Annotated in this window: 16 protein-coding genes and 1 pseudogene; 10 read left to right on the forward strand and 7 right to left on the reverse strand. The window is 64.1% G+C overall.

Going from position 1 to position 25,556, the window contains the following annotated elements; translation table 11 throughout:
• The 3 genes and pseudogenes from ACTOXK_RS06505 to ACTOXK_RS06515 all read left to right on the forward strand — a co-directional run.
• Positions 1-375 (forward strand): annotated as a pseudogene (locus ACTOXK_RS06505) (hypothetical protein); the annotation flags it as partial.
• Between the two features lie 2 nt (positions 376-377).
• Entirely contained in the window at positions 378-1,523 is a 1,146-nt protein-coding gene (gene tgt, locus ACTOXK_RS06510) for a tRNA guanosine(34) transglycosylase Tgt (RefSeq protein ID WP_482276712.1), read from the forward strand.
• Positions 1,524-1,996: 473 nt separating this feature from the next.
• Positions 1,997-2,365: an Hpt domain-containing protein gene (locus tag ACTOXK_RS06515; protein ID WP_482276711.1), complete on the forward strand. Its 369-nt coding sequence runs from the start codon at positions 1,997-1,999 to the stop codon at positions 2,363-2,365.
• Positions 2,366-2,451: 86 nt separating this feature from the next.
• Here ACTOXK_RS06515 and ACTOXK_RS06520 read toward each other — a convergent pair whose 3' ends face one another.
• The 7 genes from ACTOXK_RS06520 to ACTOXK_RS06550 all read right to left on the reverse strand — a co-directional run bounded on the left by ACTOXK_RS06520 (position 2,452) and on the right by ACTOXK_RS06550 (position 18,856).
• Positions 2,452-3,144, reverse strand: a complete 693-nt coding sequence (locus ACTOXK_RS06520; protein WP_482276710.1) for a flavin reductase — start codon at positions 3,142-3,144, stop codon at positions 2,452-2,454.
• Between the two features lie 145 nt (positions 3,145-3,289).
• Complete coding sequence (locus ACTOXK_RS06525) at positions 3,290-6,217, reverse strand: S8 family serine peptidase (protein WP_482276708.1); 2,928 nt, start codon at positions 6,215-6,217, stop codon at positions 3,290-3,292.
• 179 nt (positions 6,218-6,396) lie between these two features.
• On the reverse strand, positions 6,397-7,527 hold the full coding sequence (rffA, locus tag ACTOXK_RS06530; protein ID WP_482276707.1) for a dTDP-4-amino-4,6-dideoxygalactose transaminase: 1,131 nt from the start codon (positions 7,525-7,527) through the stop codon (positions 6,397-6,399).
• Complete coding sequence (locus tag ACTOXK_RS06535) at positions 7,524-10,433, reverse strand: YfhO family protein (protein WP_482276706.1); 2,910 nt, start codon at positions 10,431-10,433, stop codon at positions 7,524-7,526. The genes rffA and ACTOXK_RS06535 overlap by 4 nt, the downstream gene beginning before the upstream one ends.
• 104 nt (positions 10,434-10,537) lie before the next feature.
• Positions 10,538-12,418 carry a L,D-transpeptidase family protein gene (locus tag ACTOXK_RS06540; RefSeq protein WP_482279879.1) on the reverse strand — a complete coding sequence of 627 codons (1,881 nt, stop codon included), beginning with the start codon at positions 12,416-12,418 and terminating at the stop codon, positions 10,538-10,540.
• A gap of 87 nt (positions 12,419-12,505) precedes the next feature.
• The gene (locus ACTOXK_RS06545; RefSeq protein ID WP_482276704.1) at positions 12,506-15,706 is read right to left on the reverse strand and encodes a GH25 family lysozyme; all 3,201 of its coding nucleotides are present in this window, start codon (positions 15,704-15,706) and stop codon (positions 12,506-12,508) included.
• A 54-nt stretch (positions 15,707-15,760) separates the two neighbouring features.
• Positions 15,761-18,856: an N-acetylmuramoyl-L-alanine amidase gene (locus tag ACTOXK_RS06550; protein ID WP_482276703.1), complete on the reverse strand. Its 3,096-nt coding sequence runs from the start codon at positions 18,854-18,856 to the stop codon at positions 15,761-15,763.
• Between the two features lie 274 nt (positions 18,857-19,130).
• On the opposite strand from ACTOXK_RS06550, the gene rfbB reads away from it, so the two are divergent.
• From rfbB to ACTOXK_RS06585, 7 genes are read left to right on the forward strand one after another with little or no spacing between them, the layout of a single operon-like run.
• A complete protein-coding gene (gene rfbB, locus ACTOXK_RS06555) occupies positions 19,131-20,144 on the forward strand; it encodes a dTDP-glucose 4,6-dehydratase (protein ID WP_482276702.1) in 1,014 nt (337 codons plus the stop codon).
• Between the two features lie 60 nt (positions 20,145-20,204).
• On the forward strand, positions 20,205-21,464 hold the full coding sequence (locus ACTOXK_RS06560) for an ATP-grasp domain-containing protein (RefSeq protein WP_482276701.1): 1,260 nt from the start codon (positions 20,205-20,207) through the stop codon (positions 21,462-21,464).
• Positions 21,465-21,466: 2 nt separating this feature from the next.
• Positions 21,467-21,904: a transporter gene (locus ACTOXK_RS06565; protein ID WP_482276700.1), complete on the forward strand. Its 438-nt coding sequence runs from the start codon at positions 21,467-21,469 to the stop codon at positions 21,902-21,904.
• 4 nt (positions 21,905-21,908) lie between these two features.
• Complete coding sequence (locus ACTOXK_RS06570; protein WP_482276699.1) at positions 21,909-22,259, forward strand: EamA family transporter; 351 nt, start codon at positions 21,909-21,911, stop codon at positions 22,257-22,259.
• 38 nt (positions 22,260-22,297) lie between these two features.
• Positions 22,298-23,230 carry a glycosyltransferase family 2 protein gene (locus tag ACTOXK_RS06575; protein WP_482276698.1) on the forward strand — a complete coding sequence of 311 codons (933 nt, stop codon included), beginning with the start codon at positions 22,298-22,300 and terminating at the stop codon, positions 23,228-23,230.
• A 33-nt stretch (positions 23,231-23,263) separates the two neighbouring features.
• Positions 23,264-24,289: an NAD-dependent epimerase/dehydratase family protein gene (locus ACTOXK_RS06580; protein WP_482276697.1), complete on the forward strand. Its 1,026-nt coding sequence runs from the start codon at positions 23,264-23,266 to the stop codon at positions 24,287-24,289.
• A 3-nt stretch (positions 24,290-24,292) separates the two neighbouring features.
• Positions 24,293-25,483, forward strand: a complete 1,191-nt coding sequence (locus tag ACTOXK_RS06585) for a type III PLP-dependent enzyme domain-containing protein (protein ID WP_482276696.1) — start codon at positions 24,293-24,295, stop codon at positions 25,481-25,483.
• Positions 25,484-25,556 lie beyond the last annotated feature (73 nt).

The following is a 25,556-nucleotide window of genomic DNA, read 5'->3' on the forward strand; positions in this document are numbered from 1 at the left end:
AACCTGGCGGCAGCCGGGGTGGACGGCACCGACGTGCTCATGGTGGGCAACAACACCGTGGAGGATCTCTCCTTCATGCACCTGGGGGCCGACGGCTACCTCGTGACCGACTGGCTGCTCGACCCGGTAGACTTCGACCTGGGCTCGGTGAAGCACGGCACCATGGCCGACTTCGCCGCCTTCGCCGCCGCCCTGCCCCCCTGCGCCCATCCGGCCGGGTCCGTGGAGACGGGGGCCATCGACCCGGCCGAGGCCGCGGCGGTGCTCGCCGCCAACGACGGCGGCACTCTGGACGGGGGCGACGCCGCGGCCCACGCCGCTGCGGCCACTGACGACGTGCTGGCCGCCCAGGCGCCCGGCTCTCGGGAGGTGTAGCCGTGGCACTGTTCGATTGCACCTGCGAGGCCACCTCCGGCCACGCCCGGGCCCTGGCCTACGAGACGGCCCACGGCACCTTCCACACCCCCATGTTCATGCCCGTGGGCACCTCGGCCACGGTAAAGGGCGTCACCACCGACCAGCTGCGCGCTCTGGGCAGCCAGGTGGTGCTCGCCAACACCTATCATTTGGCCATGCGCCCCGGGGCCGACCTGGTGGAAGAGGCCGGCGGTATCCACCGCTTCATGAACTACGACGGCCCCATGCTCACCGATTCCGGCGGCTTCCAGGTGTTCAGCCTGGCCGACACCGTGAAGCTGTCCGATGACGGCGTCACCTTCAAATCCATCTACGACGGGTCCAACATCCACTGGACGCCCGAGGAGAACATGGTCATCCAGCAGAAGATCGGCGCCGACATCGCCATGCAGCTGGACCAGTGCGCCCCCTACCCAGCCGAGCGCGCGTTCGTGGCGAAGGCCGTGGACTACTCGAGCGCCTGGGCGCGCCGCTGCCTGGCGGCCCACACGCGCCCCGACCAGACCCTGTTCGGCATCGTCCAGGGCGGCATGCACCTCGACCTGCGCCTGGAATCTATCCGCCGGCTGCGGGAGATCGAGGACGAGTCGCTGGCGGCCGGAGGCCGGCGCTTCGGCGGCTTCGGCATCGGGGGCTACTCGGTCGGTGAGGATCACGAGGTGATGTTCGAGACCTTGGGCGATGTGGCCCGGGCCTGCCCCGAAGATCGCCCCCGCTACCTCATGGGCGTGGGCAACCCCACCACGCTGGTGCGCGCCGTGCGCGAGGGCGTGGACATGTTCGACTGCGTGCTGCCCACCCGCACGGCCCGCATGGGCACGGCGTTCTCCAGCACGGGGCGCATGAACATGCGCAACGCGAAGTTCGCCCGTGACTTTACGCCGCTCGATCCCGCCTGCACCTGCCCCACCTGCACCAACTACACCCGCGCCTACATCCGCCACCTGGTGAAGCAGAACGAGATGCTCGGCGCCATGCTGCTGTCGGTGCACAACCTGCACTTCCTGCTGGACCTGATGCGCCGGGCCCGCGAGGCGGTGCTGGCCGATGCCTACGAGGACTTCTACCAGGCGTGGATGAACTCGCCGGCCGCCGCCGACTACTAGGCGGGGTAGCAGGGCCGAAAGCATTTGCACCCCTGCGGGCAGCCTCCCGCGCCCCTTCCCCACTCCCGCTTCGCCGCCAACCAGGGGGCGAAATAGGGTGTCCGCAATCAGCATACCGCGGAAGTCGCGGCTGCGCTCAGGGATACCGCGAGGGAGGGTCTTCCACCGTCCCGACCCATTCCGCTCCTCAAGCGTCAATAGCACCCCGTTTCCCCACCTCGGGAAACGGGGCGCTATTCCGTTCTATACCACCTTTCCGTCAATGAGGTGCCGTGATTTTCCATCCGTTTCGTTACAGCTTGTCAACAAGTACCCACGGGAAGGAAACGAGTGCGGCCGAACGCTGACAGCCCCATTACGAGACGTTAAACTGAACTCAATGTCACGGGCTCGCACACCGCCAGAGATGAAGGGGAAGCAGGCAGCGGTCCGCGGCGACGACCTTCGACGCAGTCTGAAAGGACTTGATGATTATGACCGCAACGCTTGCCGATCAGTTGGCCCCCTACGGGATCGACTACGTGGACGCCATGGACCGCTTCGGCGACAACGCCGACCTCTACGAGCGCCTGGCCCTGAAGTACCTGGACGACGAACACCTCGTGGCCCTCAAGGCCGCCATGGAGGCCGCCGACTACTCCGAGGGCTACAGCCAGGCCCACGCGCTCAAGGGCGTGGCCGGCAACCTCTCCTTCAAGGACCTGTTCCAGTGCGCGGCGCTGGTGTCCGACGCTCTCTACGCCGGCGAGTACGAGGCCGCCGCGGCGCACATGCCCGAGGTGGAGCGCACCCACGAGCTCGTCATCAAGGGCCTCGCCGCCTGGCAGAACAACCAGCTGTAAGCCGTTTCGCGAACAGAGCGCGAGAATCAAGAGGGGCCGGCGAAGCGAATCGCCGGCCCCTCTTGCGTTGCGGGAGAAATTCTCCCCTACAGCTCCACGCGCTCGAACATGTCGGGGCCGGCGCCGCAGATGGGGCAGCGGTAGTCGGCGGGCAGGCCGTCGGGATAGCCCTCCTCCACGTAGCCGCAGAGCATGCAGCGCCAGGCGACGCGCTTGCCGGCCTCGGCGCCAGCAGCACCCTCCCCCGTCGCGGGCGTGGCCGGAACCTCGTCGCCGCCGTTGTAGGTGGCAGCCTTCGGCGGCGTCTTGCCGCCCTTCACCGCATGGTAGTGGGCGTAGGTCAGCGCCGAGCCCTCGGCCAGTACGTCGGCCTCTTCCACCACGCCCACGAACAAGTAGTGGCTGCCCACGTCGATGGTCTCAGTGAGACGCACCGAGAAGCGGGCCAGAGCGTGATCGAGCACGTAGGGAATCTCGGCGCCGTCCTCGCGGTAGCTACAGAACGAGAACTTGTCGGTATCGAGCGAGCTGTGGAACCCGAAGGCGCCGATGAGCTCCATAGGGGCCTCCTCGGCCAGCACCGTAGCGGCGAAGCGTCCAGAGGCGATCACGCCGGCCGTGGTGGCGTTCTCCTTGTTGAGGGACACCGCCAGCGTCGGCGGCTCACTGGCCACCTGCACGAGCGTGTTCACCACGCAGCCGCAGCGCCGCTCCCCCTCCCGAGCCGTAATGAGGTACAACCCCGAGGACAACGAGCGAAATGCCTTGCGATCAATCATGGAAGTTCCTTTCCCCCTGGCGCACTGGTCTGTGTCGGAAATCATTGTAAGTCACGACCCGCAGCCCGTGCGCCGAAGATAGGGGCAGTTGCCAATTCGTTGGGGCGCCTCGCAAGAACGCCCCAACGAATCGCACGGGAATTCGCTACCCGCAGTTGCTGCACACGCGCTTCTTGCCCGACTGGGCAATAGTGCCGCTGAGAATGCTCTTCGAGCGCTTGAGCGAGACGCAATCCCTCGTGGTGTGGTAAACCTCGCCGCCGGCCACCCAGTAAACGGTGCGGGCCACGTTGGGCCGCTCCGCGCTCACGGGACCGGTGGTCTTATAGGTAGTCGGATCGAAATAATAGCGCTTCCCGCCGATGACATGCCAGCCCGACAGAGCGCGACCGTTGCCGTCGAAGTAGCTCTTCGTACCATCCTTCCAGCTAATCCAGCCCTTCTGCATGACGCTCTTGCCGTCGAAGTAGTACCAGTAGCCGCCAATGGTCTGGCTCCAGCGCAGACTCTGGGCGGTCGAAGGGCTGAAGTAGTACTTCACGCCGTTGAAGCTGCGCCAGCCGGTGAGGGCGCGGCCGTCCCAGTCGAAGAAGCTCTTCGAGCCGTTGCTCCAGGTGACCCAGCCCCGCTTCATGCGGGAGGCGCTGTCGAAGTAGTACCACTGGCCGCCCAGCTTCTGGCTCCAGCGCAGGCTCATGGCCGTGGCTGGGTCGAAGTAGTACTTCACGCCGTTGAAGCTGCGCCAGCCGGTGAGGGCGTGGCCGTCCCAGTCGAAGTAGCTCTTCGAGCCGTTGCCCCAGGTGACCCAGCCCCGCTTCATACGGGAGGCGCTGTCGAAGTAGTACCACTGACCGCCCAGCTTCTGGCTCCAGCGCTTGGAGATACCCGTCGCCTCATCGAAGTAGTACTTCACGCCGTTGAAGCTGCGCCAGCCGAGAAGGGCGGCGGCATGGCCCTTAGCATCGGGGTGGAAGTAGCTCTTGGTACCGTCCTTCCAGGTGACCCAGCCCTTCTGCATGACGCTCTTGCCATCGAAGTAGTACCACTGGCCGTCGATCTTCTGGCTCCAGCGCTTGGAGATGGCCGTGGCCGGGTCGAAGTAGTACTTCACGCCGTTGAAGCTGCGCCAGCCGGTGAGGGCGTGGCCATCCCAGTCGAAGTAGCTCTTGGTGCCGTTCTTCCAGGTGACCCAACCGGTCTGCATGGCGCCGGAACCGTCGAAGTAGTACCACTGGTCGTCGATCTTCTGGCTCCACTTCACTGGCTGCCCATCGCCGCCGTAATAGCGCGTAACGCCCCGGTCGGTGCGCCACCCGGAGAACTTCTTATCCCGAGCTGCAGCCACGGCCTTGGCCGCATCGACGACACCGTAGCCGGACTCGACATCCTTGCCCGCAGTGTTCACGTCTTTCGCCGTCTCGCACAGCACCGTGCGCACGTCCGCAGCGCAGAAGTCGGGGCGAGCGGCGCGCACGAGGGCGGCACTCGCAGCCACGACAGGACAGGCCATGGAGGTGCCGCTCAGGTAGCCATAGCCGTTCGTCACTTTGTCGTCTTCCAGAACGGTGCTGAGAATGTGCTCGCCCGGTGCCGCGATGTCGCACCAGGAACCGTAATTGGAGAAGTCGGAGCGCATGTAGCCGTCCGTCTCCCACGTCTTGCTCCCATAGGTCGGAGAGTTGGGGGGAATGCATCCGCGCTTCGACACGCTGATGACGCCGATGGCGTCATCGCAGGCAGCCGGATAACTCGGCACAGCCGTGTCCTCGTTACCGGCTGCGCACACGAGCACCATATCTTCATCGCGCGTCAGCTCCGTGCACACCTCGTTCATGAAGTCGGCCAGATCTCCCGTGCTCTCGATGAATCCCAAGCTCATATTCACGACTTGACACCCGATGTCGCGAGCGTATTCCAAGCCCACGAGCACGTCGTAGAGGGTCGCGTTGGGCTCCAAGCTCCCATTCACATATACGTTCTCGGAGAAGATATCCACCGCCACCAGATCGACGAGCTTGTTGGCGTTCGCCGTCGCGCCACCACTCGCCACCCCCAAGGAACCGCCGTTGTTCGCCTGGGCGGCGATGATGCCGGCTACGTGGGTGCCATGGGTGCTCGGAATCGCCATAGAGGCACTGCCGTTCGTGTAGCCGTCGCCACGCAGGGGCCTGAGATCATAGCGGCTGTGATCGGCCGCCAGCCATACTACCTCTCGGCTCAGGGAGCGGTTGACCGTATTCGCCAGATCGGGATGGCTCAGGGACGCGCCCGTATCGAGCACTGCCACCCTTACCGGAGCATTCGTACCGCGGTTCGGGAGCGCCTCCCACGCCTCGGAGGCCCGGACGGCATCGAGATACCACTGATCAGCGGCATAGGGATCCTTGGCGCTGGCCATGGCCGGAGCGGCATTGGCCTCTTCAACGCCGGAGCCCTTCTCGAAGAGCCGGGCAACGTAATTGGGCACTGCGTATTTGACGCCCTCCTGGGCCTGAACCTCCGCCACAGCCTCCTCTACCGAGGTGCCGTCGTCGATCTCGATGAGGACCGCCTCGCCGCTGGCGAAGGACACCGCATCCGAGCCCCCATCGGCGCCGAGCAGCCCAGCCACAGCCGCACGCTGGCCCGCAGAGGCCCCGCGCTCGTACATGACAACGATCTGGTCGGCGCGGAAATCCGAGGACTCGCCATCGGCAGAGGCCACAATCGCCGCGGGATCCATCGCGTCGCCATCGGCGACAGGCTGCCCGTCGGCCTCATCCGCCACCGCCGCCTCGTCCGGCACGTCGGAAGCCGTCGGGGAATCGCCATCAGCCGAAACGGCACCCTCGCCCTCGGCACCCTCGGCGCCATCGACCGGCGAGGCATCCCGCTCCTCGTCGGGAACGGCCTCCGTTGCAGCCCCCTCTTCGGCGGCCCGCTTCTCGGCGATGGTCACCGGTGGCTCATCGGCGGCGGCCGAAGCGGCCCCGAGGGCCCAACCTCCCGGCACGCTGCACGCCAACGTTGCCGCCAGCAAACAGGACAATCCCGCGCGCGCCGCGCGCGCCAGGGTGAAACTGCTTCGTTCCATGGGACGCTCTCCTCACTCCCGTCATGCCTCATCGGCACCAAACGGTGCGGGACATCCCCCATCGCCCCATCCCGTGAAGCCGATCTCCTCAAGACATCATTTTACTGCATGCACGGGGAAAATACCGCGGCAACGGACCCTTATCTCGTGCCCAGGTGGAAACGTGCGCCAGGACGCACCTAGGCGAAATAGGCCCGAACCGTCTCGATGACCTTCGCGCGGTCGGCCTCGTCCATGGCGTAGTACATGGGCAGGCGCACCAAACGCTCGCTCACCTCGGTCGTGTGCACGTCCTCGCCGTCGAAGCGGCCGAAACGCGCCCCGGCCGGAGCGCTGTGCAGGGGCACGTAATGGAAGCACGCCTGCACGCCCCGATCCTTCAGGAAGGCGATGAAGGCAGTGCGGTCGGTGAGCGAGGGCAACAGCAAGTAGTACATATGGGCGTTCTGGACGCAATCCTCGGGAACGACCGGGCGCTGCACCTTGCCCGCCGCCTCCAAGGACGCGAAGGCCTCGTGGTAGGCGCGCCAGGTGGCCATGCGATCGTCGTAGATGGCATCGGCTGCTTCCAGCTGCCCCCACAGGTAGGCGGCATTCAGGTCGCCGGGCAGATAGCTGGAGCCCTTGTCCACCCAGGTGTACTTGTCCACCTGCCCGCGCAGGAAGCGAGAGCGGTTGGTGCCCTTCTCGCGGATGATGTCGGCGCGCTCGCGATAGGCCGGGTTGTTGACGAGCACAGCGCCCCCCTCGCCCATGGAGTAGTTCTTCGTCTCATGGAAGGAGTAGCAGCCGAAATCGCCAATGGTACCGAGGGCACGGCCCTTGTAGCTGCTCATGACACCCTGGGCGGCATCTTCCACCACCAGCAGGTTATGGCGGCGGGCAATGGCCATGATGGCGTCCATGTCGCAGCCCACCCCAGCGTAGTGCACCGGCACGATGACCCGGGTCCGCTCGGTGATGGCCGCCTCGATAGCGGCCGGATCGATGTTCTTCGTATCGGGCAGAATATCCACGAACACGAGGCTGGCCCCCATGAGCACGAAGGCCGTCGCCGTGGAAGAGAAGGTGAAGCTCGGCAGAATGACCTCGTCGCCCGGCCGCAGGTCGCAGAGCATGGCCGCCATCTCCAGGGCCGTCGTGCCGCTCGTCGTCAGCAGCACCTTTTCGGCGCCGGTGCGTTCCTCGAGCCATGCCTGGCACTGCTTGGTGAAGGGGCCGTCGCCGCATATCTTATGGTTCACCTCCGCTGCCTGGCGCACGTATTCCATCTCGGTGCCCACGCAGGGAGGAACGTTAAAATCGATCATCGGACAAGCTCCTTTTCAGATACACCCTCTCGGCCCGACCGCGCCTTTCGACGACGGGCCCACCCTATCTCGAACGCGGCAATGAACGCCAGCGCGGCCCCTGAGCACAGAAGCCCCGCATCGAGCCCCGGCGTTCGGTACGAAAACCGGATCTCGTGACGCCCGCCATCGGCCTCGACGGCCATGAAGCCGACGTTCGCCCTCAGTATCTCAACGGGCTTCCCGTCCATTGTAGCGCTCCAGCCTGCCGAATAGGGAACGGATACGAAGACGTAGCGGGAATTTCCCTGATTTTCATCGGCGACGGCATCGTCTGCGGCCGACAGCGTTACGTCCATGGCGTTGTCCTCGAAAGCGATGGCGGCGGCGTTCTCGCCCTGAAGCTGCGCCGCATTGCCAGCCATGGCCGCCACCGACTGGGTATCGGCATAGAAATCGGCGAACTCATAGGCCCCCACCGCCCCGAAAGTCACGGTGAGCGTCGTCACCGGCTCGGCGCCAAAACCCAGGTTCACCGCCCAGTCCTCCTTGCCCGCGTACTTGGGGCTCGCGCTCGTGACCATCTCGAAGGAGCGCTCCCGCTCGCCGTCGCCCACGGTTACCCAAGCGGTGCGGCCGGGCGTGAACGAGGGATCCTCTGGCAGGTCGTCCACGGTAGTGGCAGGGTTTTCCGTCAACTGCCCCACGGCCGCAGCGGAAAGGGAATGGAAGCGGAACCCCTCGAAGCAGAGGTAGGTCTCGCAGTCGGGGCACCCCGCCAGGGTGAAGGTGGCCGTAGCCCCCTTCTTCGCCGCAAGGAAGCGCCCCTCCTGAACCGTCACCCCGTCGCTGGCGGCCAGGGTCAAGGTCTCGCGCCGGGTCTCCAGGGCCGGTGCCTCCCCCTCGGCCTCGTCCACCCCCAGCACGAGGGCCCGGGTCAGCAGCTCCTGGCGCTGCACGAGATCGAGGCCGTCGTAGACGGCCTGGGAGACCGCCGTGTCGTAGGTGAAGGCCAACGGGAGGGCTCGATCGGTCTCATAGAGCGCGTAGGTGAGCCCGTTGTGGGCGCGGCCGAGATCGGCCACTTTCTCGTAGCCCTCGGGCAGCAAATCGACCGCCTCCGAGGAGGAGATGTAGTACTTGGCCCCGAGCACATAATCGAGGGCGGCCCGCTCACGGGTGCCGTCGAACATCGTGCTCTTCACGTCATCGGACAGCCCCAGGGACTGGCGGAAGTCGTCTACCGCCTGGTTGTAGAAGCTCGAGTAGAAGTCCATGCCCTTGTAGCCGTGGACGAAGCTCCCGTTGCGCCCGTGGGTCGTGTCGGTGCGATTGATGCGGTAGTCGCCGTCCACGGTCTCCAGGACCGGGGCTAGATCGAGCTGCTCGCGGGTGGAGAGCCCGTGCCCCGCCCGAAGGAACTCCTGGTAATAGGAGCTCCCCAGCGGGCTCAGGAACAGCCCCACGTGCACCGTGGCATTGGCCACAAGGGCCAGGGCCAGCAGGAGGCAGAGGGACCGGGAGCGCAGCAGGGGCGGCAGTGCCCGATCGGCAAAAGCCACCCCCGCGCGACGGCATCGGGCCGCCCACAGCGCCAGGGCCCCGAAGATCACCGCGAACATGGCCACCACGGCCAGGGAGAGCAGCGTGGGCTCGACCCAGGCATATCCAAGGGCCCACACGGCCACGAGGGCGGCCAGAATGCCGAGCCGCCTCCACTGGCGCACCGAGAGCCGCGGCACCGCCGGCACGAGGAGCACCACGGCATAGGCGGCACAGAAGCCGAGGATCAGCTCCCAGCGGTCCGTCGGGTACCCGAAGCCGTTCATGACCGAGCCCACCTTCGCGAGCAGCGCGCCCCCAAGGCACAGGGCCGCACCGCAGCCCCAGGCCCTCCGCTCGCGCTCGTCCATGGCACCGCGGGCCACCGCCAGGGCCAGCAGGGCGATCACCGGCACGGCGCCCAGCACCGAGGCATTCTGGGCCGTATGGTTTCCCAACAGCACGCTGGTGAAGCTTCCGTAGAAATCCGGCGTCTGGAAGAAGGGGATCTCGCGCACAATGCCCACGCGTCCCATGGAGGTCAGCGTGATGAACATCGGGATGGTAGAGAAACCCACCACGGCGAACGCGGCCACCAGGCACAGAGCGAACCTCCCCACGAGCCGAGCGAAATCGGCCACGGATCGCGCCCGGGGATAGGCAAAGTAGGCAATCAGGCAGTAGAAGAGCAGGAAGAGACAGGCCATGTAGCCGAAGTAGAGGGAGTACACGAAGATACCCGCCATGGACGCGACGAACAGCAGCGGGTTCTTGCCCGCGAACAGCTTGTCGGCCCCCATGAACACAAGGGGCAGCAGCACGGCGAAATCAACGAAATTCGGGTGGCGCAGCACACCCCAGAACAGCACGTAACCGCAGAGCACATAGGAGAGCGCCCCCACAAGAGTGGGCCCCTTGCCCTTGCCGCGGCTGAAGCAGTACAGCGAGAAGGTCAGCGCCGCCAAATAGAATCGCAGGAACGTGAGGAAGCCGTAGAAGTACTCGGCCAGCGCCGGCGGGCAGAACACGGAGAGCAGGTTGAGCGGCTCGTTGGAATTGCCCGAGGCCGAGACGAGCCAATCGGCCCCGAAACCCAGGTTGAAGGAGTACAGGGGCACCGAGGGCTCCCCTGCAAGCACCGAGGCGACAATGCCGCGCAGCCACTCCCCCTCCGCCACCATGAACGGGAAGTACAGCAAGCGCCCATCGGTCTCCCAAATCAGGGACCGACCGGCCACCACGAGCACCAGTACCACCCCAAGGAAGGCCACGGCGCAGGCAGCCAAGAGCCCCAGGCTGTAGCGCCCCTTCCCCGCCGTTTCCGAGAGGGACCGGGCGAAGGGAGCCTTCGGTGCGCCCTCCGTCTCCGTCGTCTTCCGTGCCATACACTCATCCGTTCCGCGCCTGCTGGCGCCTGACAAAAAGAAACCGGGAGATCGCGTCGATCTCCCGGAGTGCAGTGACCTTGCTGCTCTTCCCGAGGGAATCCCTAATAGGATACCACGCGCGTGCCCCGGGGAATATTGTTGTAGATCCAACGGGCGCATTCAATATCGAGGCGCACGCAGCCGTGGGAAGCCGAGATGCCCAAACGGCCGTCCTGGATACGGGACATGCTGCCCGGCTGATACAGCACCGAGTGGAACAGGTAATTGCCGTAGAACTGGGTCCAGTACCAGCAGGTGTAGCCCGAGCCGAACGACAGACCGCGAGAACCCACCGTATAGGTACCCTTCACCGTCGGCGAACCGGGCGCACCCGTGGTGCAGCTCCAATACCACACCGGCTCCCAGTTGTAGCTGCTGCCGCGGAACACACCCACCTTGTGGGTGCTGCTGTTCACCATGATGATGTAGTTAGTGTTGCTGTAATAATTCTGGGCCTTGTTCCACATGGCCAGCTGGCCGGCCGGGAGCACAACGGGCTTCGTGCTCGTCTCGCCGTTGCTGTCGAAAGTGTAGCGATAACCGCCGATCACCTGGGAGCCAAAGGCCTGACGGCCACTCTCGTAGAAATAGGACCACTTCTGCACGCCACTCCACTTTAGCCAACCGGTGTGCATCTGGTAATCGGAGTCGAAGTAGTACCAGTGGCCGCCGATCTTCTGGTGCCAGCGAACGGCCTTCCCGTCCGACCAATTGAAGTAGTACCAGGCGCCGCCCGACTGCACCCAGCCGCCCGTCTCGCGGCCCTGGGCATCGTAGTAGCTCTTGGTGCCGTCCTTCCAGGTAACGATCCCCTTCACCATCTGCGAGGACGAGTTGAAGTAATACCAGCGGCCGCCCAGCTTCTGGCTCCAGCGCAGGCTCATGGCCGTGGCCGGGTCGAAGTAGTACTTCACGCCGTTGAAGCTGCGCCAGCCGGTGAGGGCCCTGCCGTCCCAGTCGAAGAAGCTCTTGGTGCCGTTCTTCCACGTGACCCAGCCCTTGACCATCTTCGAGTCGGAGTCGAAGTAGTACCAGGACCCGCCCAGCTTCTGGCTCCAGCGCAGGCTCATGGCCGTGGCCGGGTCGAAGTAGTACTTCACGCCGTTGAAGCTGCGCCAGCCGGTGAGGGCCCTGCCGTCCCAGTCGAAGAAGCTCTTGGTGCCGTTCTTCCACGTGACCCAGCCCTTGACCATCTTCGAGTCGGAGTCGAAGTAGTACCAGGACCCGCCCAGCTTCTGGCTCCAGCGCAGGCTCATGGCCGTGGCCGGGTCGAAGTAGTACTTCACGCCGTTGAAGCTGCGCCAGCCGGTGAGGGCGCGGCCGTCCCAGTCGAAGAAGCTCTTGGTGCCGTTGCCCCAGATGGCCCAGCCCGTCCGCATACGGCAGTCATCGCCGAACCAGTACCACGCCCCATCAATCTTCTGACGCCCGCTCACTGCCAGACCATCGCTACCGAAATAATAGCGCTCACCGCTTTCGGTCACCCACGCGGAGGCCGCATAGGTGCCGTCCTCGTACCGGTATCGAAACGACGCCCCTTCCGGCTGCAGGCCCGGCGCGGGCTCGTCGGCATCGTCATCGGCGATGCCTGCGTCATCAACGCCATTGCCGGCATCGGTCGTCGGAGCCACCGCGGGCAGAGCCGGCTCCAGATCGGCCGCAGGCCGATCCGCATCAGGGCCAGCCTCGTCGTCCACGCCTTCGGGAGCCGGCGGTTCGGGCGCCTCCTGGGCGACGTCGCCGCCCGCAGAATCCTCGGCGAGGCCATCGGCCGCCAGAGCGTCCTCGACGGCAACCGGCGCCGGCGATGCGGCAGCCTCTTCCCCGTCGGCCTCCGCGGCCTGGGCCGCCGCAGGAACCGATAGGCAGAGCAGGGCGGCCAAAAGAAGGCTCACGCCCGTTCGCGACAAGGGCGCCGCAATGCTACGTTCCCATTTCTCCATACTGATACATCCTCCTGCATCGTCTCTCGATAATGCACCAGTATACCCCTCGGCAGGGAAAATGGCACCCCTGACAAGGCCTAACGGCTAGGTAAAACGCGGCACGAGAAACGTAAGCCCCGCCTGCTGCTGGTTCACACCCGCCCAGGCGTAGATGGCCCCCATCTGGGTGCCGATCTTCGCAGCCCAATCTCGATCGGTGGCGTACTGGTGGCTCACCGAGCCGTAGCGCGCATACTCGTTGTAGTTCCACCGCATCTTGTACAGCGTGTTCTGGCCGAACCCGTTGTTGAGGTAATTGGTGGCTATCCAGCGGGCCGCGCCATCGATGGCCTTCTCGGGACTGTCCCACCCGTTCTTGATGGCCAGGGCCCGACCGCCCGACAGCGGACTGGAATCGTAGGCGCCGATGCCGTAGAAGTTGTAGTACGTCCCCTTCGGCCACACCTTACCGCCCACGAGTGTCTTGCCATCGTAAGCGTAGCCCTTGGCGAGGGTGGAAGTACCCCAGCCGCTTTCCAGCAGCGCATGGGCCAGCAGGTACACCTCGTTCACCCCATAGCGGCGCGCGGCATCGATGAAGGCCTGGCCCATGCCGGCCAGCTTGCCCGAGCGTCCATTGGCTGTGGAGGCGATGAACGAGTTCAGCTGAGAGGCGGATACCCTCCCGGAGTACCCGCGATTGAGCTGTGCGAACTGGTAGTAGTTCCGGTCTCCCGCCTTGTACGTACTCGGTGTCATGGAGGAGGTGACCTGGGCCAGACTGTAGCCCAGAGACGTCGGGCAGGCCTTGTGCTCCTTGGCTGCCATGCTGGCGAGAGAGACATTGGCGGCCTCGGCCTTGGTATCGGACGCCGTGCTCTGCAATTCCGACTTGTCATTGAAGAAATAGGGCTGCCCGTCAATGGTGTGCAGGCCCCGCAACGACTGGCCGTTGGAGGGATCGAAGTAATAGGTCTTGCCGCCGATGACCTGCCATTCCATAAGCGCGCGCCCCTGGGCATCGAAGTAGCTCTTCGAGCCGTCGGCCTTCCAGGTGACCCAGCCGGTCACCATCTCGGAGTCGCCGTTGAAGTAATAGAGCGACCCGTCGATCCACTGGCTCCAGCGCAGGCTCTTGCCGTCGGACCAGTCGAAGTAGTAGCGCTTCCCGTTCACTGTCTGCCAACCGCCCTGGAGTTTCCCGTCGGCGGCATAGTAGCTCTTGCGCCCGTCGGCGTGCCAGGTGAGCAGTCCCTTGTACATGAAGCTATCGCTGCTGAAGTAATACCACGAGCCGTCGATCTTCTGGCTGTAACGCCGGGAGATGCCCGTGGCCGGGTCGAAGTAGCACTTGCGCCCCTGGAAGCTGCGCCAGCCGAGGAGAGCCTTGCCGTCCCAGTCGAAGAAGCTCTTGGTGCCGTCCTTCCAGGTGATCCAGCCGGTCTGCATGACGCTGTCGCCGTTGAAGTAGTACCACGAGCCGTCGATCTTCTGGCTCCAGCGCTTGGAAATGCCGTTGGCGGGGTTGAAATAGCACTTCTTCCCGCCAATGGTCTGCCACCCCAGCCACGCGCGCCCGGAACTGGGATCGAAGTAGCTCTTCGTTCCATCGGCGCTCCAAGTGACCCAGCCGGTCTTCATCTGGGACTCGCCGTTGAAGTAGAACCAGTTCCCGTTGATCTTTTGGCTCCAGCGCAGACTTATACCGTTGGAGGGATTGAAGTAGTACCACTCCCCATCTATCTCGTGCCAGCCAGTCAGCGCGGCGGCGCGGCCATCGTCCCCTTGCTGGAAATAGCTCTTGGTGCCGTCGGCACTCCACGTGACCCAGCCGGTCTGCATCCGGCATTGGCCGTCGAAGTAATACCACTTCCCATCGATCTTCTGGCTCCACTTCACCGCCTTGCCGTTGGAGCCGTAATAGTAAGCGTAGCCGTTCATCCAGGCCCAGGTGTTCGGTTCGCCGGTCAGCTCCACCTCCTGGGGCTTGCTGGCGAAGGACACGTAGGAGAAGTTCACGTCGCAGTACTTCCGGTACTGGCCGTTCACCTTGCCGATGGAGGTGAACTGCCAGATGTCGGTGTTGGCGATGCCGCAGGACGAGGCCCCGTAGGAATAGCGGGCCACCCAGCGCGACCACCCGTTGCGCTTCATGACGTCGGCCTTGAACACGTCGGCCGTGAGCACGTTGTTGTACCAGTCCTGGTTGGCGTAGATACCCACCTGGTAGCCGGCGGCGCGGATGGCGTTGCAGTAGGCTGTGGCGATCTTGCCGATCATATCCTTGCCGAGCTTGCGCTGGTTGGCGTCTTCCATATCCAGGTACACCGGCAGCGCGAGATCGGAAGGTTTGATGCCCGCGTCCTTCAGCTGGGCGAGGGTCTGTTCCACCTCCTTCGCCGCCGAGTAGGTGGCACCAGTGAGATAACGGGCCCGGGAGTACACATAGACACCCACCTTGATGCCGGCGGCACGGGCCCCCTGGATATTGCGCTTGAACCACGGATCCACGAAGAACTTGCCGTTGGTACCGCCGTCGCCGATGCGGATGATGGCAAAGGTGATGCCGTCGGCCTTCATCTTGGCCCAGTCGATGGCCTTGTAGGTGCCGCCGCTCTCGTTGTTGTAATAGGAGATGTCGACGCCCACCTCTTTGGCGCCGGGCACCTGGATCTTCTGGAAGGGGTCGGAGGGGTCCACCCGGTAGCTGTACCAGCCCACCCCGTCGCTCTTCGACCACGTGGACCGCTCGCCGTTCGCATCGGGAAAGGCGTCGATGGGGGCGATGCCAGCCGCTTCGTTCCACTCGAGGAGCACGTTGTTGGGTACGCCGTCGGTGACGCGCCAGCTCTGGGCCAGGTCGTCGGCCTCTTCCTCGGCCGCCGGCTCTTCGGCTATCTCTTCCGAGGAGACAGCTGGTTCGGCCACGGCATACCCGTTCGCGCCGGCATCATCGGCCTCCGCGGGTGGCACTCCCGCATCCTCGGGATCGTCAAGCTCGTCCTTCTCGGGCAGAGACGGCTGAGCGGAGTCGTCGGGCGCGGACTCGCTCACCCCGGGCGCGGCTCCTGTGTCCGGCACGTCGGCCACCGCCTCGTCGGACCCCCCTACTTCGGGCGCGGGAGGGTCGACCGCCTCGATGTCATCAATCTCGGCATCGAAGTCGTCGCCGAGGGCCGGAGATACGGGCGCGAGGCTGGCGGCAAGGGCTACCGCGAGAACAGAAGAACTCGACTTCGCCCAATACCCCTTGTGCACAGCGGGCTTGGCATGCTTCGCGCGCTGAGCGACCGACCGATAGACCATGGTGAAACCTCCTCGAGTACGGCTCGTCGGACTTCTACTCCCTTCCAAGGGAATCTAATACAGTACAATATCCTTCAGAATTGCAAGCAGCTTCTTCCCGTACTGTCTATCGGCCGCCCACGTACCGCTCAAATTGGCCACATAGGGCGCGCACCCTCTCTTCACGTAGTGAAAGCGAGAGTCGACACAGGGGTTGTTGAGTTCGGCGGTCGAACCATACGCCTTCAGGTGCTGGGCCTGAGCCCGAAGCCCGGTGCGAACATCGGGAAACACTTCGCCGCGCACACCGTTGCCAGTAGCGCCAAGGCCGCCGAAATTGCATTGCTCCGCTTTAACGTCGCCGCCAAATTGCAGATAGCCCGTCTCGTGCATCACCTGGCTGTAGAGAACCTCCGGCCTTACCCCCTCGGAGACCGCCTCATCGTAGATGATCCCACAGAACTGCTGCAGGGTGGCAGCCCCCTTAGAGGCGTACGAATCTGCGGGGTAGGAACGGCCCGAGGCCTGGAAGTGGCGAACCATGAGGGCCACTGTCGTTTTGGGAGCCCCCATGATGGCCTCGCGAATACGTCCATCGGACTCAAATTCATAGACTACCCCGTCGATCATCTGGGTGCCATGCACCATGGCCCCATTGTCGCGCGGGTCGAAATAGCTCCTCGAGCCGTCGTTGTTCCACGTGATCCAGCCGGTCTGGCGCACCCCCTCCCCGTCGAAATAGTACTCTTTGCCGTCAATCACCCGGCTCCATCGCACGCTTATGCCGTTCGCCGGGTTGAAATAGAACTTCTTCCCGTTGAGGCTGGCCCAGCCGAGCAGCGCCGGTGCCCGACCCGAGGAGTCGGCCTGGAAATAGCTTTTCGTTCCATCTTTCCAGGTGATCCAGCCCTTCTGCATGACGCTCTTTCCGTCGAAGTAGTACCACGAGCCGTCGATTTTCTGGCTCCAGCGCTTTGAGATGCCGGTGGCCCGGTCGAAGTAGTACTTCACGCCGTTGAAGCTGCGCCAGCCGAGCAGCGCCCTGCCATCCCAGTCGAAGAAGCTCTTGGTGCCGTCCTTCCAGGTGATCCAGCCGGTCTGCATAACGCCGGACCCATTGAAGTAGTACCACGAGCCGTCGATTTTCTGGCTCCAGCGCAGGCTCTTGCCGTCGGACCAGTCGAAGTAGTAGCGCTTCCCGTTCACCGTCTGCCAGCCGCCCTGCAGCTTCCCGTCTGAGGCGTAGTAGCTCCTGCGACCGTCCGAGGACCACGTCAGCAGACCCTTGTGCATGACGCTGTCACCGTCGAAGTAGTACCACGAGCCGTCGATTTTCTGGCTCCAGCGCTTTGAGATGCCGGTGGCCCGGTCGAAGTAGTACTTCACGCCGTTGAAGCTGCGCCAGCCGAGCAGCGCCCTGCCATCCCAGTCGAAGAAGCTCTTGGTTCCGTCCTTCCAGGTGATCCAGCCCGTCTGCATGACGCCGGACCCATTGAAGTAGTACCAGGAGCCGCCTATCTTCTGACTCCACTTCAGCGCATACCCGTCGGAGCCGAAGTAATACTGGCGCCCGCCCTCTTTGATCCACTGGCTCTTAGCATCAATACCGTCGCCCCTGAGGTAGCGGTAGCCTTTTCCGTCGTAGTAGACTCCGCCTTTGCCCTTGATCGTTCCGGCCGCAATGGCCTCGATAATGCCCTGAGCATCGGCCTCTCCCAACTTCTTGAGGAAGGCGGCGCTTTTCATCTTCACCGCTTCACCGGGATTGGTGATGAAGGCGTGCTCGATGATGATGCCGGGAATGCCGTTCTTGCGAGCGCCATTGATAACCGAATAATAGTCGGCAACGCTCCCATCGCTGTACTTCGATCCGTTGGCCGAATCCTTCGTCTTCACCCCGCGATTCTTCAGGCCGAGGGCGGCGAGCTTGGCCACCACCTTTTTGCCCAAATCGTAGCCGGCCTCATGGGTATCGTAGTTGTAGCTGCTATCGTTGGGAACCCACACCTCGCAGCCTTCCGCCGCCGGAGTGGCGGAATTGATGTGAATGCTCACGAAAACCGAGGCCTTAGCAGCGACGGCCTTCTGCACGCGCTCGGAAAGGCCCACATACACGTCAGAAGAGCGCGTCATGAACACGTTGACGCCGTTCCGCTGAAGCGCCGCCTGGCAGTACTTCGCAATGGAGAGGTTGATGTCCTTCTCTTTGAGCCCGTTGGCAACCGCACCCGAGTCGCTGCCGCCGTGACCCGGATCAAGGGCCACCATGATGTTGGAGGAGGCGCGGGGAGTCGCGGCCAACCGGGCGGAGGCGGCCATCGGAGCCGCGGCCCGGGCGACAGCCCCCTCCTCGAGAGCGTCCTCAATCACATTCTCGGTCTCAACGTCGGCCTCCAGCTGGCCGCTGCCGTCAAGGGACAAGGCCGTCACCTCAATGGCACCCCCCGCAGGCCCCTGAACTTCAAAGGCGTAAGCATCGGCAGAGAACTCCTCGCGAAACTCCGCGTCGCAGCCCTCGATTGCATAGGCGAAGCCCGTAATCTGATATTCGCCCGACTCGAGATTCTCCAGCTCGAAGAGGGCGGCGTTGCCGTCCACGGCCGACGCGGCAACCTCATGATCGCCCGTCAAGGTGAAATAGCGCAGCACGGCGTGGGTGAGGGAGAACCCCTCATCGGAGAGAGCCACGACGATGTTCTGGACCGACCCGACCGCGGGGGACTGCTCGTCGATGTAAACGAATCCCAGCAGGGGCTTCTCAACCTGTCCGCCCTCCGGCTCACCGGAAAGCGCCGTCGCGTCCTCAGACTCCTCCTCGGAAGAACCCTCGGAGACACCAGCGGCATCGGAGAGGGCCCCAGGCCGCCCATTCTCCGCCTCGGAAGAAGCGGCGGAAGCGTCTCCAGCGGCCTCAGAAGACCCCTCGCCGGGCTCTTTACTGCTCGGCTCGCCCTGGCAGACAGCCTCCCCCTCTTCCCCGACCGGCTGCTTTCCCGCAGTCTCCCCCTCGGCCAGCGCCTCACGTTCGTCCGACAGCTCCCCTTGCGCCGACGGCGCATCCGGCAGGACCTCGGCGAAAGCCACCGAGGGCACAGACGAGAGGCCCAGCAGAACCGCCAGGGCCACAGCCGTCATCTTACGAAGATAGGAAGAAGTCACTCCAACAAACATGCTCTCGCTCCTACTGCCATTGATGTTACGTTATCGAGCGTCAACCACCGGTTAACCTAGTGTCAACTTTGGGTAAAACGGCATATTAGCATGCCTCGGCAAACAATTAAACCTGATCGAGAGGGTATTCCGTGAGCGCGTCACCAAACCCCCACGCTCGCAGACAACTCTTGATCGTTTAGGGGGAAACCCGCGCACATCCCCATAAAACCCGAAAAATGCAATAGACTATATACTAAAGGTATTTGCAGGCTGTTTTAAGGAGCCCACGAACATGGCAGACCAGTTCAACCACATCATCGTCACCGGCGGGGCCGGGTTCATCGGATCGAACTTCGTCCACTGGATGCTCGACAACCAGCCCGACACCCGCGTCACGGTGCTCGACGCCCTCACCTACGCGGGCAACCGCGAGAACCTGGCCGGCTGCGACCCCGAACGCGTGACCTTCGTGCACGGGAACATCTGCGATGCCGACCTGGTGGGCCGCCTGTTCGCCGATGCCGATGCCTGCGTGCACTTCGCCGCCGAGAGCCACAACGACAACTCCATCGCCGATCCCACCCCCTTCCTGCGCACCAACGTGGAGGGCACCTTCACGCTGCTGCAGGCCGCCCGCGACCACGGCGTACGCTTCCACCACATCTCTACCGACGAGGTGTACGGCGACCTGGCGCTGGACGATCCGGCCCGCTTCACCGAGGAAACGCCGTACCGCCCCTCGAGCCCCTACAGCTCCACCAAGGCGGCCTCGGACATGCTCGTGCGGGCGTGGCACCGCACTTACGGCGTGCCGGCGACCATCTCCAACTGCTCGAACAACTACGGCCCCTACCAGCACATCGAGAAGTTCATTCCCCGACAGATCACGAACATCCTCTGTGGCGCGCGCCCCAAGCTCTACGGCGACGGCCTGAACGTGCGCGACTGGATTCACACCGAGGACCACTCCTCGGCCGTGTGGGCCATCCTCACCGCGGGCCGTCTCGGCGAGACCTACCTCATCGGCGCCGACGGCGAGCGTAATAACATCGACGTGCTGCGTGCCATCCTGGCGGCCATGGGCCGCGACGCCGACGACTTCGACTGGGTGCGCGACCGCCCCGGCCACGACCGCCGCTACGCCATCGACTCCGCGAAGCTGCGCCGCGAGCTGGGCTGGCAGCCCAAGCACACCGACTTCGCCGAGGGGCTGGCCGACACCATCGCCTGGTACACCGCCAACGAGGACTGGTGGCGCCCGGCCAAGGAGGCCACCGAGGCCAAATACCGCGCCCAGGGCCAGTAGAAGCAGGACGAACCCGCACCGCGATTCAACACCCCAGCAACACAGAAGGAGCTCACTTTCATGACCACCGATCAGCACCGCCTCGTTATCCTGGGATCCATGGACGAGTTCGTCGACCTCGTAAAACGCGCCCGTGCCCGCGGCATCTACACCATCGTCTGCGACGGCTACGAGAACGGGCCGGCCAAGGCCCATGCGGACAAGGCCTACTTGGAAGACGTGCGCCACACCGACGCCATTGCCGACATCTGCCGCGATGAGCGGGCCGACGGCATCATCGCCTCGTTCTCCGACCTGCTCGCCGAGTGCATGATCGACATCGCCGACGCGGCGGGGCTTCCCGCCTACCTCAAGCCCGAAGGCGAGCGGTACCTGCGGGAGAAGCCCCTCATGAAGCAGATGTTCGCCGAGCTGGCCATTCCCTCGCCGCGTTACGAGAAGATCCACCTCGACACGCTGGAGGACGACTTCGCCGCTATGACGTTCCCCTGCGTCGTTAAGCCGGTGAACGGCTACGGCTCCCACGGCGTGTTCGTTGCCAGCTCTCTGGACGAGGTGCGGGAGCGCTTTGCCGACACGGCGGCTCAATCGTCATTCGATTACCTCATGGCCGAAGAGTACAACGACGGTCGGGAATTCAACATCATGACCTGGATCGTAGACGGCGAAGCCCACATCATCAGCATCGCCGACCGCGAGAAGGTGCCCTTTGAAAAGGGAGAGATACCCCAAGTGGTGCGCTGCGCCTACCCGAGCCCCCTCACCCGCGCGCTGCACGATGAGGCTGCGGCCATAGCCACCAAGATCGCCCGCTACGTCGGTCTTGAGAACGGCCCTCTGTGCATGCAGGCCTTCTACCGAGAGGGCGAAGGCCTCGCCCTTTGCGAAGCCGCCGGGCGCATCTTCGGCTACGAGCACGAGCTCGTAGCCCTCGCGAGCGGCCTTTCCATCGAAGAGTTGCTGCTCGACCTGGTGTACGAGCCCGAAGCGGCCAAGGCCCGCGTTCTCGCCCATAGCCCGCTCCTTCCCCGCCATGCCGCCGGCCTGTACTTTCACGGGCACGATGGGGAGGTAGCCGACATCTCCGCTATGGATGCCTTGGGCGAGCTGCCCCAGGTGGTGGAGTACCTTCCCTTCTACCAGCCTGGCGAGGCCATCTCCCATGCCACCGGGGCCAAGCCCTATGTGACGCGCTACTACGTAACGGGGGCTGACCGCCAGGAGGTTGATGCCGTAACCGAGAAGATCTTCTCGGAGGCGTCGGTGCGCGATCCCGAGGGCCGCGAGTTGCTGCTGAAAGCCCCGGAAGGCACTTGCTAGCCATGGGTGCACCCAAAGCCCCCAACAAGCGCGCTGTCACGCTCATCGCGCTGCACCTGCTCTTGCTGGTGTACTCGCTCTCGGGCATTTTCAGCAAGAACGCGGCTCACGAGCCCTTCATGAGCCTGCCGTTCATCCTGCTGTACGGGGGCATGCTCGTCATCCTGTTCATCTACGCCATCGGCTGGCAGCAGATATTGAAGCGCCTCTCCCTCTCGGCGGCCTTCGCCAACAAGGCGGTCACGGTGGTCTGGGGCATGGTATGGGGGTTCTTCATCTTCGGCGAGGCCATCTCGGCCCTAAACCTGCTGGGAGCGGCCCTCGTCATAGGGGGCGTGGTGCTCTACGCCCAGGCCGATGCCGAGGAACAGCGTCCCGGCGATCCCGTTGACGGCGACGCGTGGATCGCGCCCGGCGATGCCCCGAGAAAGGAGGCGTGAGCCCATGCTCGAGCTCTACATCGGCATCTACCTGCTCGGAGTGCTCATCTCATCTGTATCCCAGGTGCTCCTGAAGAAGGCCGCCTTGAAGACCTACGATTCCCCGATCAAGGAGTATTTGAACCCGCTTGTCATCACCGCCTACGCCTTCTTCTTCGGCGCCACGCTCATGACCATCCTCGCCTACAAGGTGGTGCCGCTGTCCATGGGTGCCATCCTGGAGGCCACGGCCTATCTGTACATCACGTTCTTCGGCGTGACCATCTTCAAGGAGAAGATCGGCAAGAAGAAGGCCTGCGCTCTGGCGCTTATCATTGCCGGCATCGTCATCTACGCCCTCGGGACGCCCCAATGACGGCGCCCCGCATCCCCGACTCCCGAGAAAGGCACCCTATGCTGGTTTCCATTGTCATTCCCTGCTATTACTCCGAGAAGATGATCGGCACCGTGGTCGAGCAGACTCGCGCTGAGCTCGAGGCCGCCGGCTACGACTACGAGTTTATCCTCGTGAACGACGGCTCGACCGACGGCACCTTCGCGGCCATCGGGGAGCTCTGCTCCGAAGATGACCGCATTGTGGGAATCAACTGCGCCAAGAACTCCGGGCAGCACAACGCCATCATGGCCGGTCTGCGGCAAACTCGCGGCGACCTTATCCTGCTCATGGACGACGACATGCAGACCCATCCCTCCCAGTGCGTGAAGCTGCTGGACTCCATGGCCGACGGCAGCGACATCGTTTTCGCCTGCTGGGATGAGCACAAAGAGGCTTGGTGGCGCGAGCTGGGCTCCAAGTTCACCATCTGGTCCATGCGCGTGCTCACCGACCGTCCCAAGGAGATCTATTCCAGCAACTTCGTCGTCTTTCGGCGGCACATCCGCGACGAGGTCGTGCGCTACCAGGGGCCCTACGTCTACATTCAGGGCCTTCTGTTCCGAGCCACGGCCAACATCAAGAACGAGAAGGTCGTCCACTACGAACGGGCCCAGGGCACCTCGGGCTACAGCCTGAAGTCCCTCATCCGCCTGTGGTCCACCGTGCTGAACTTCTCCATGGTGCCCCTGCGCATGGCGGCCATTGTCGGTGCGGCCCTCGGCGTCATCGGCCTTGCCTCGGCGCTCGTCATTTTCATCATGCGCCTGCTCGATCCGGGCATGCAGGCCGGCTGGCCCTCGCTCATGGCCACCATGCTCACCTGCTCGGGCCTCATCATATTGTTCCTGGGCATCATTGGCGAATACCTCGGCCGCATGTTCATGACCATCAACAACGCGCCCCAGTACGTGCTGAAGGAGACCATCGACCATCGCACTCTTACCGAGTAGCCAAGCCCACCCCTAACAGAACGGAGCATTCCCATGAGAAAGAAAATCGTCATCTTCGGCGCCGGCGGCACGCTGGGCCTCTACCTTGTCGACCATCTGGCCAACCTCCTGCCGGCCGACGAGTGGGAGGTCGTCGCCAGCGGCCGGTCCGACATCCGGTTCTTCGACCGCTATGCCCCCCTCGTGCGCTACGTGCGGGCCGACATCACCGATGAGGCCTCCCTCGCGAACCTGCCTCAGGAGGACGTGTACGCCGTTGTGCACTTCGCCGGCGCCCTTCCCGCCTACATGGAGGGCTACGATCCGCGGCGCTACGTGGATGCCAACGTCATGGGCACGCTGAACGTGCTGGAGTACGCCCGCACCGCCGGTGCCGACCGCGTGCTCTACACTCAGACCATCTCCGATTACACCGGCTACTTCGGCGAGCTCGTGGAACTGGCCGATGATATGCCCCGCAAGCCGGCCATGACCGGCGACCACGCGGTCTACGCCATCACCAAGATCGCCGCCGAGGAGCTGTGCTGGCACTACCGCGCCGCCTACGACATGGGCTTTTTCGCCTTCCGCCTGCCGAACATCTACTGCTTCATGCACGACAGCAAGACCCTCTACCACGACGGCAAGCCCGCCGTGAGCTCCTACCGCCTCATGATCGACAAGGCGCGGGCCGGCGAGCCGTTGGAGATCTGGGGCGATCCGGCCAAGGGCATGGATCTCATCTACGTGAAGGACTTCTGCCAGATGATCGAGAAGGCCCTGTTCGCCCCCAAGGAGGCCAGCGGCACCTACAACGTGGGCACCGGCGTGCTCACCTCCCTGGAAGATCAGGTGCACAACATCGTCGAGGTGTTCTGCGAGCCCGATGCCGTCTCCGAAATCAGCTATCGCCCGGAGAAGCACGACTGCGTGAACTACTTCATGAACGTGGATAAGGCCCGGGCCAACCTCGGCTACGAGCCGGCCTACCCGCCGGTGAAAATGCTCCAGGACTACAAGGCGGAACTGGAAGCGGACCGCTTCGCCGACTTCTTCACCGAGCGCTACGAGGGACGGTAGATCATGGCGCTCCCCATCGACTTCACCACCCTGCGCACCCCCTGCTACGTCTTCGACGAGGCGGAGCTGCGGCGGAACTTCGCCGACTTCCGCCGCGCCCTGGCCGCCCACTGGTCGCCGTGCTCGAACGTGGCCTACTCGGTGAAGACCAACCCCCTCCCGTGGGTGCTCGAGGTGGCCCGGGAAGAGGGGTGCTACGCCGAGGTGGTCTCCAACGAAGAGTACGCCCGGGCCCTGGCCTGCGGCTTTCCTCCGGAGCAGATCGTGTTCAACGGGCCCATCAAGGGCCGCGAATGGCTCTTCTACGCCCTGGAGGCCGGCTCCTACGTGAACCTGGATTCCCAGCGGGAGCTGACCTGGACCTGCGAGTATGCCGCCACGGGCAAGCGGGCCCGGGTGGGCCTGCGGGCGAACATCCTGCTCGAGAAGCACTGCCCCGGCGAGACTCTCTCCGACGACCGCCACGGCCGCTTCGGATTCTCCTACGAGGGCGGTGAGCTGGCCCGGGCCCTGGAAGTGCTCCGCGCCGCAGAGAACGTGGAGGTGCGCGGCCTGCACATGCACGTGACCACGCTCAGCCGCTCCCAGAAGGTCTACCGCACCCTGGCCGACTTCGCGGCCGAGATCATCCGCAGCTACGGCCTTGAGCTCGACTGGTTCGACATCGGCGGCGGCTTCTACGGGGGCGGCCCGGCCAACGAGGGCGCCTACGACGAATATGTGCGCACCATCCGCGAGGCCATAGGAGACGCCTGCGATCCGGCGCGCACCGAGCTGTTGGTGGAGCCGGGCGGCGCGGTGGTGTGCACGCCGGGCTATTACGCCGGCCGCGTCATCGACGTGAAGGATATCGTGGACGAGCACTACGTGGTCACCGAGCTCTCGCGCATCAACATCGACCACGAGATGAAGAAGACCTCCTACGTGCACGAGATGCTCACCGACGCGACCGAGAGCCTGCCGCGGCAGATCATCTGCGGTTACACCTGCATGGACAGCGACCGTTTGTTTACCGCCGTGGACGAGCCGGCCCTGTCCCCGGGCGACATGGTGGTGATCCGCTACGCAGGGGCCTACTCCTTGAGCTTCACGCCCCAGTTCTTCATCGAGTACCCGCCGGCGGTGTACTCCGTGGCCGACGGCGTGGCCACCTTGCGCCGCGAACCCTGGGACGAGCAGCCGCCTAAGAGCTAAACATTACCTTCAAGCATAACTTTTTTCTCCGGGTGCTAGAATTCAACCATCACATCGCATGGGGAGACCAGGC

This window comes from Adlercreutzia sp. (genome assembly GCF_056795635.1).

Coding starts and splice junctions, on each gene's coding strand:
- ACTOXK_RS06545 (WP_482276704.1), bottom strand. CDS start 15,706: ATGGTCTATCGGTCGGTCGCTCAGCGCGCGAAGCATGCCAAGCCCGCT.
- ACTOXK_RS06525 (WP_482276708.1), bottom strand. CDS start 6,217: ATGGAACGAAGCAGTTTCACCCTGGCGCGCGCGGCGCGCGCGGGATTG.
- rfbB (WP_482276702.1), top strand. CDS start 19,131: ATGGCAGACCAGTTCAACCACATCATCGTCACCGGCGGGGCCGGGTTC.
- ACTOXK_RS06580 (WP_482276697.1), top strand. CDS start 23,264: ATGAGAAAGAAAATCGTCATCTTCGGCGCCGGCGGCACGCTGGGCCTC.
- ACTOXK_RS06570 (WP_482276699.1), top strand. CDS start 21,909: ATGCTCGAGCTCTACATCGGCATCTACCTGCTCGGAGTGCTCATCTCA.
- ACTOXK_RS06560 (WP_482276701.1), top strand. CDS start 20,205: ATGACCACCGATCAGCACCGCCTCGTTATCCTGGGATCCATGGACGAG.
- ACTOXK_RS06585 (WP_482276696.1), top strand. CDS start 24,293: ATGGCGCTCCCCATCGACTTCACCACCCTGCGCACCCCCTGCTACGTC.
- ACTOXK_RS06515 (WP_482276711.1), top strand. CDS start 1,997: ATGACCGCAACGCTTGCCGATCAGTTGGCCCCCTACGGGATCGACTAC.
- ACTOXK_RS06550 (WP_482276703.1), bottom strand. CDS start 18,856: ATGTTTGTTGGAGTGACTTCTTCCTATCTTCGTAAGATGACGGCTGTG.
- ACTOXK_RS06575 (WP_482276698.1), top strand. CDS start 22,298: ATGCTGGTTTCCATTGTCATTCCCTGCTATTACTCCGAGAAGATGATC.
- ACTOXK_RS06520 (WP_482276710.1), bottom strand. CDS start 3,144: ATGATTGATCGCAAGGCATTTCGCTCGTTGTCCTCGGGGTTGTACCTC.
- ACTOXK_RS06535 (WP_482276706.1), bottom strand. CDS start 10,433: ATGGCACGGAAGACGACGGAGACGGAGGGCGCACCGAAGGCTCCCTTC.
- ACTOXK_RS06565 (WP_482276700.1), top strand. CDS start 21,467: ATGGGTGCACCCAAAGCCCCCAACAAGCGCGCTGTCACGCTCATCGCG.
- rffA (WP_482276707.1), bottom strand. CDS start 7,527: ATGATCGATTTTAACGTTCCTCCCTGCGTGGGCACCGAGATGGAATAC.
- ACTOXK_RS06540 (WP_482279879.1), bottom strand. CDS start 12,418: ATGGAGAAATGGGAACGTAGCATTGCGGCGCCCTTGTCGCGAACGGGC.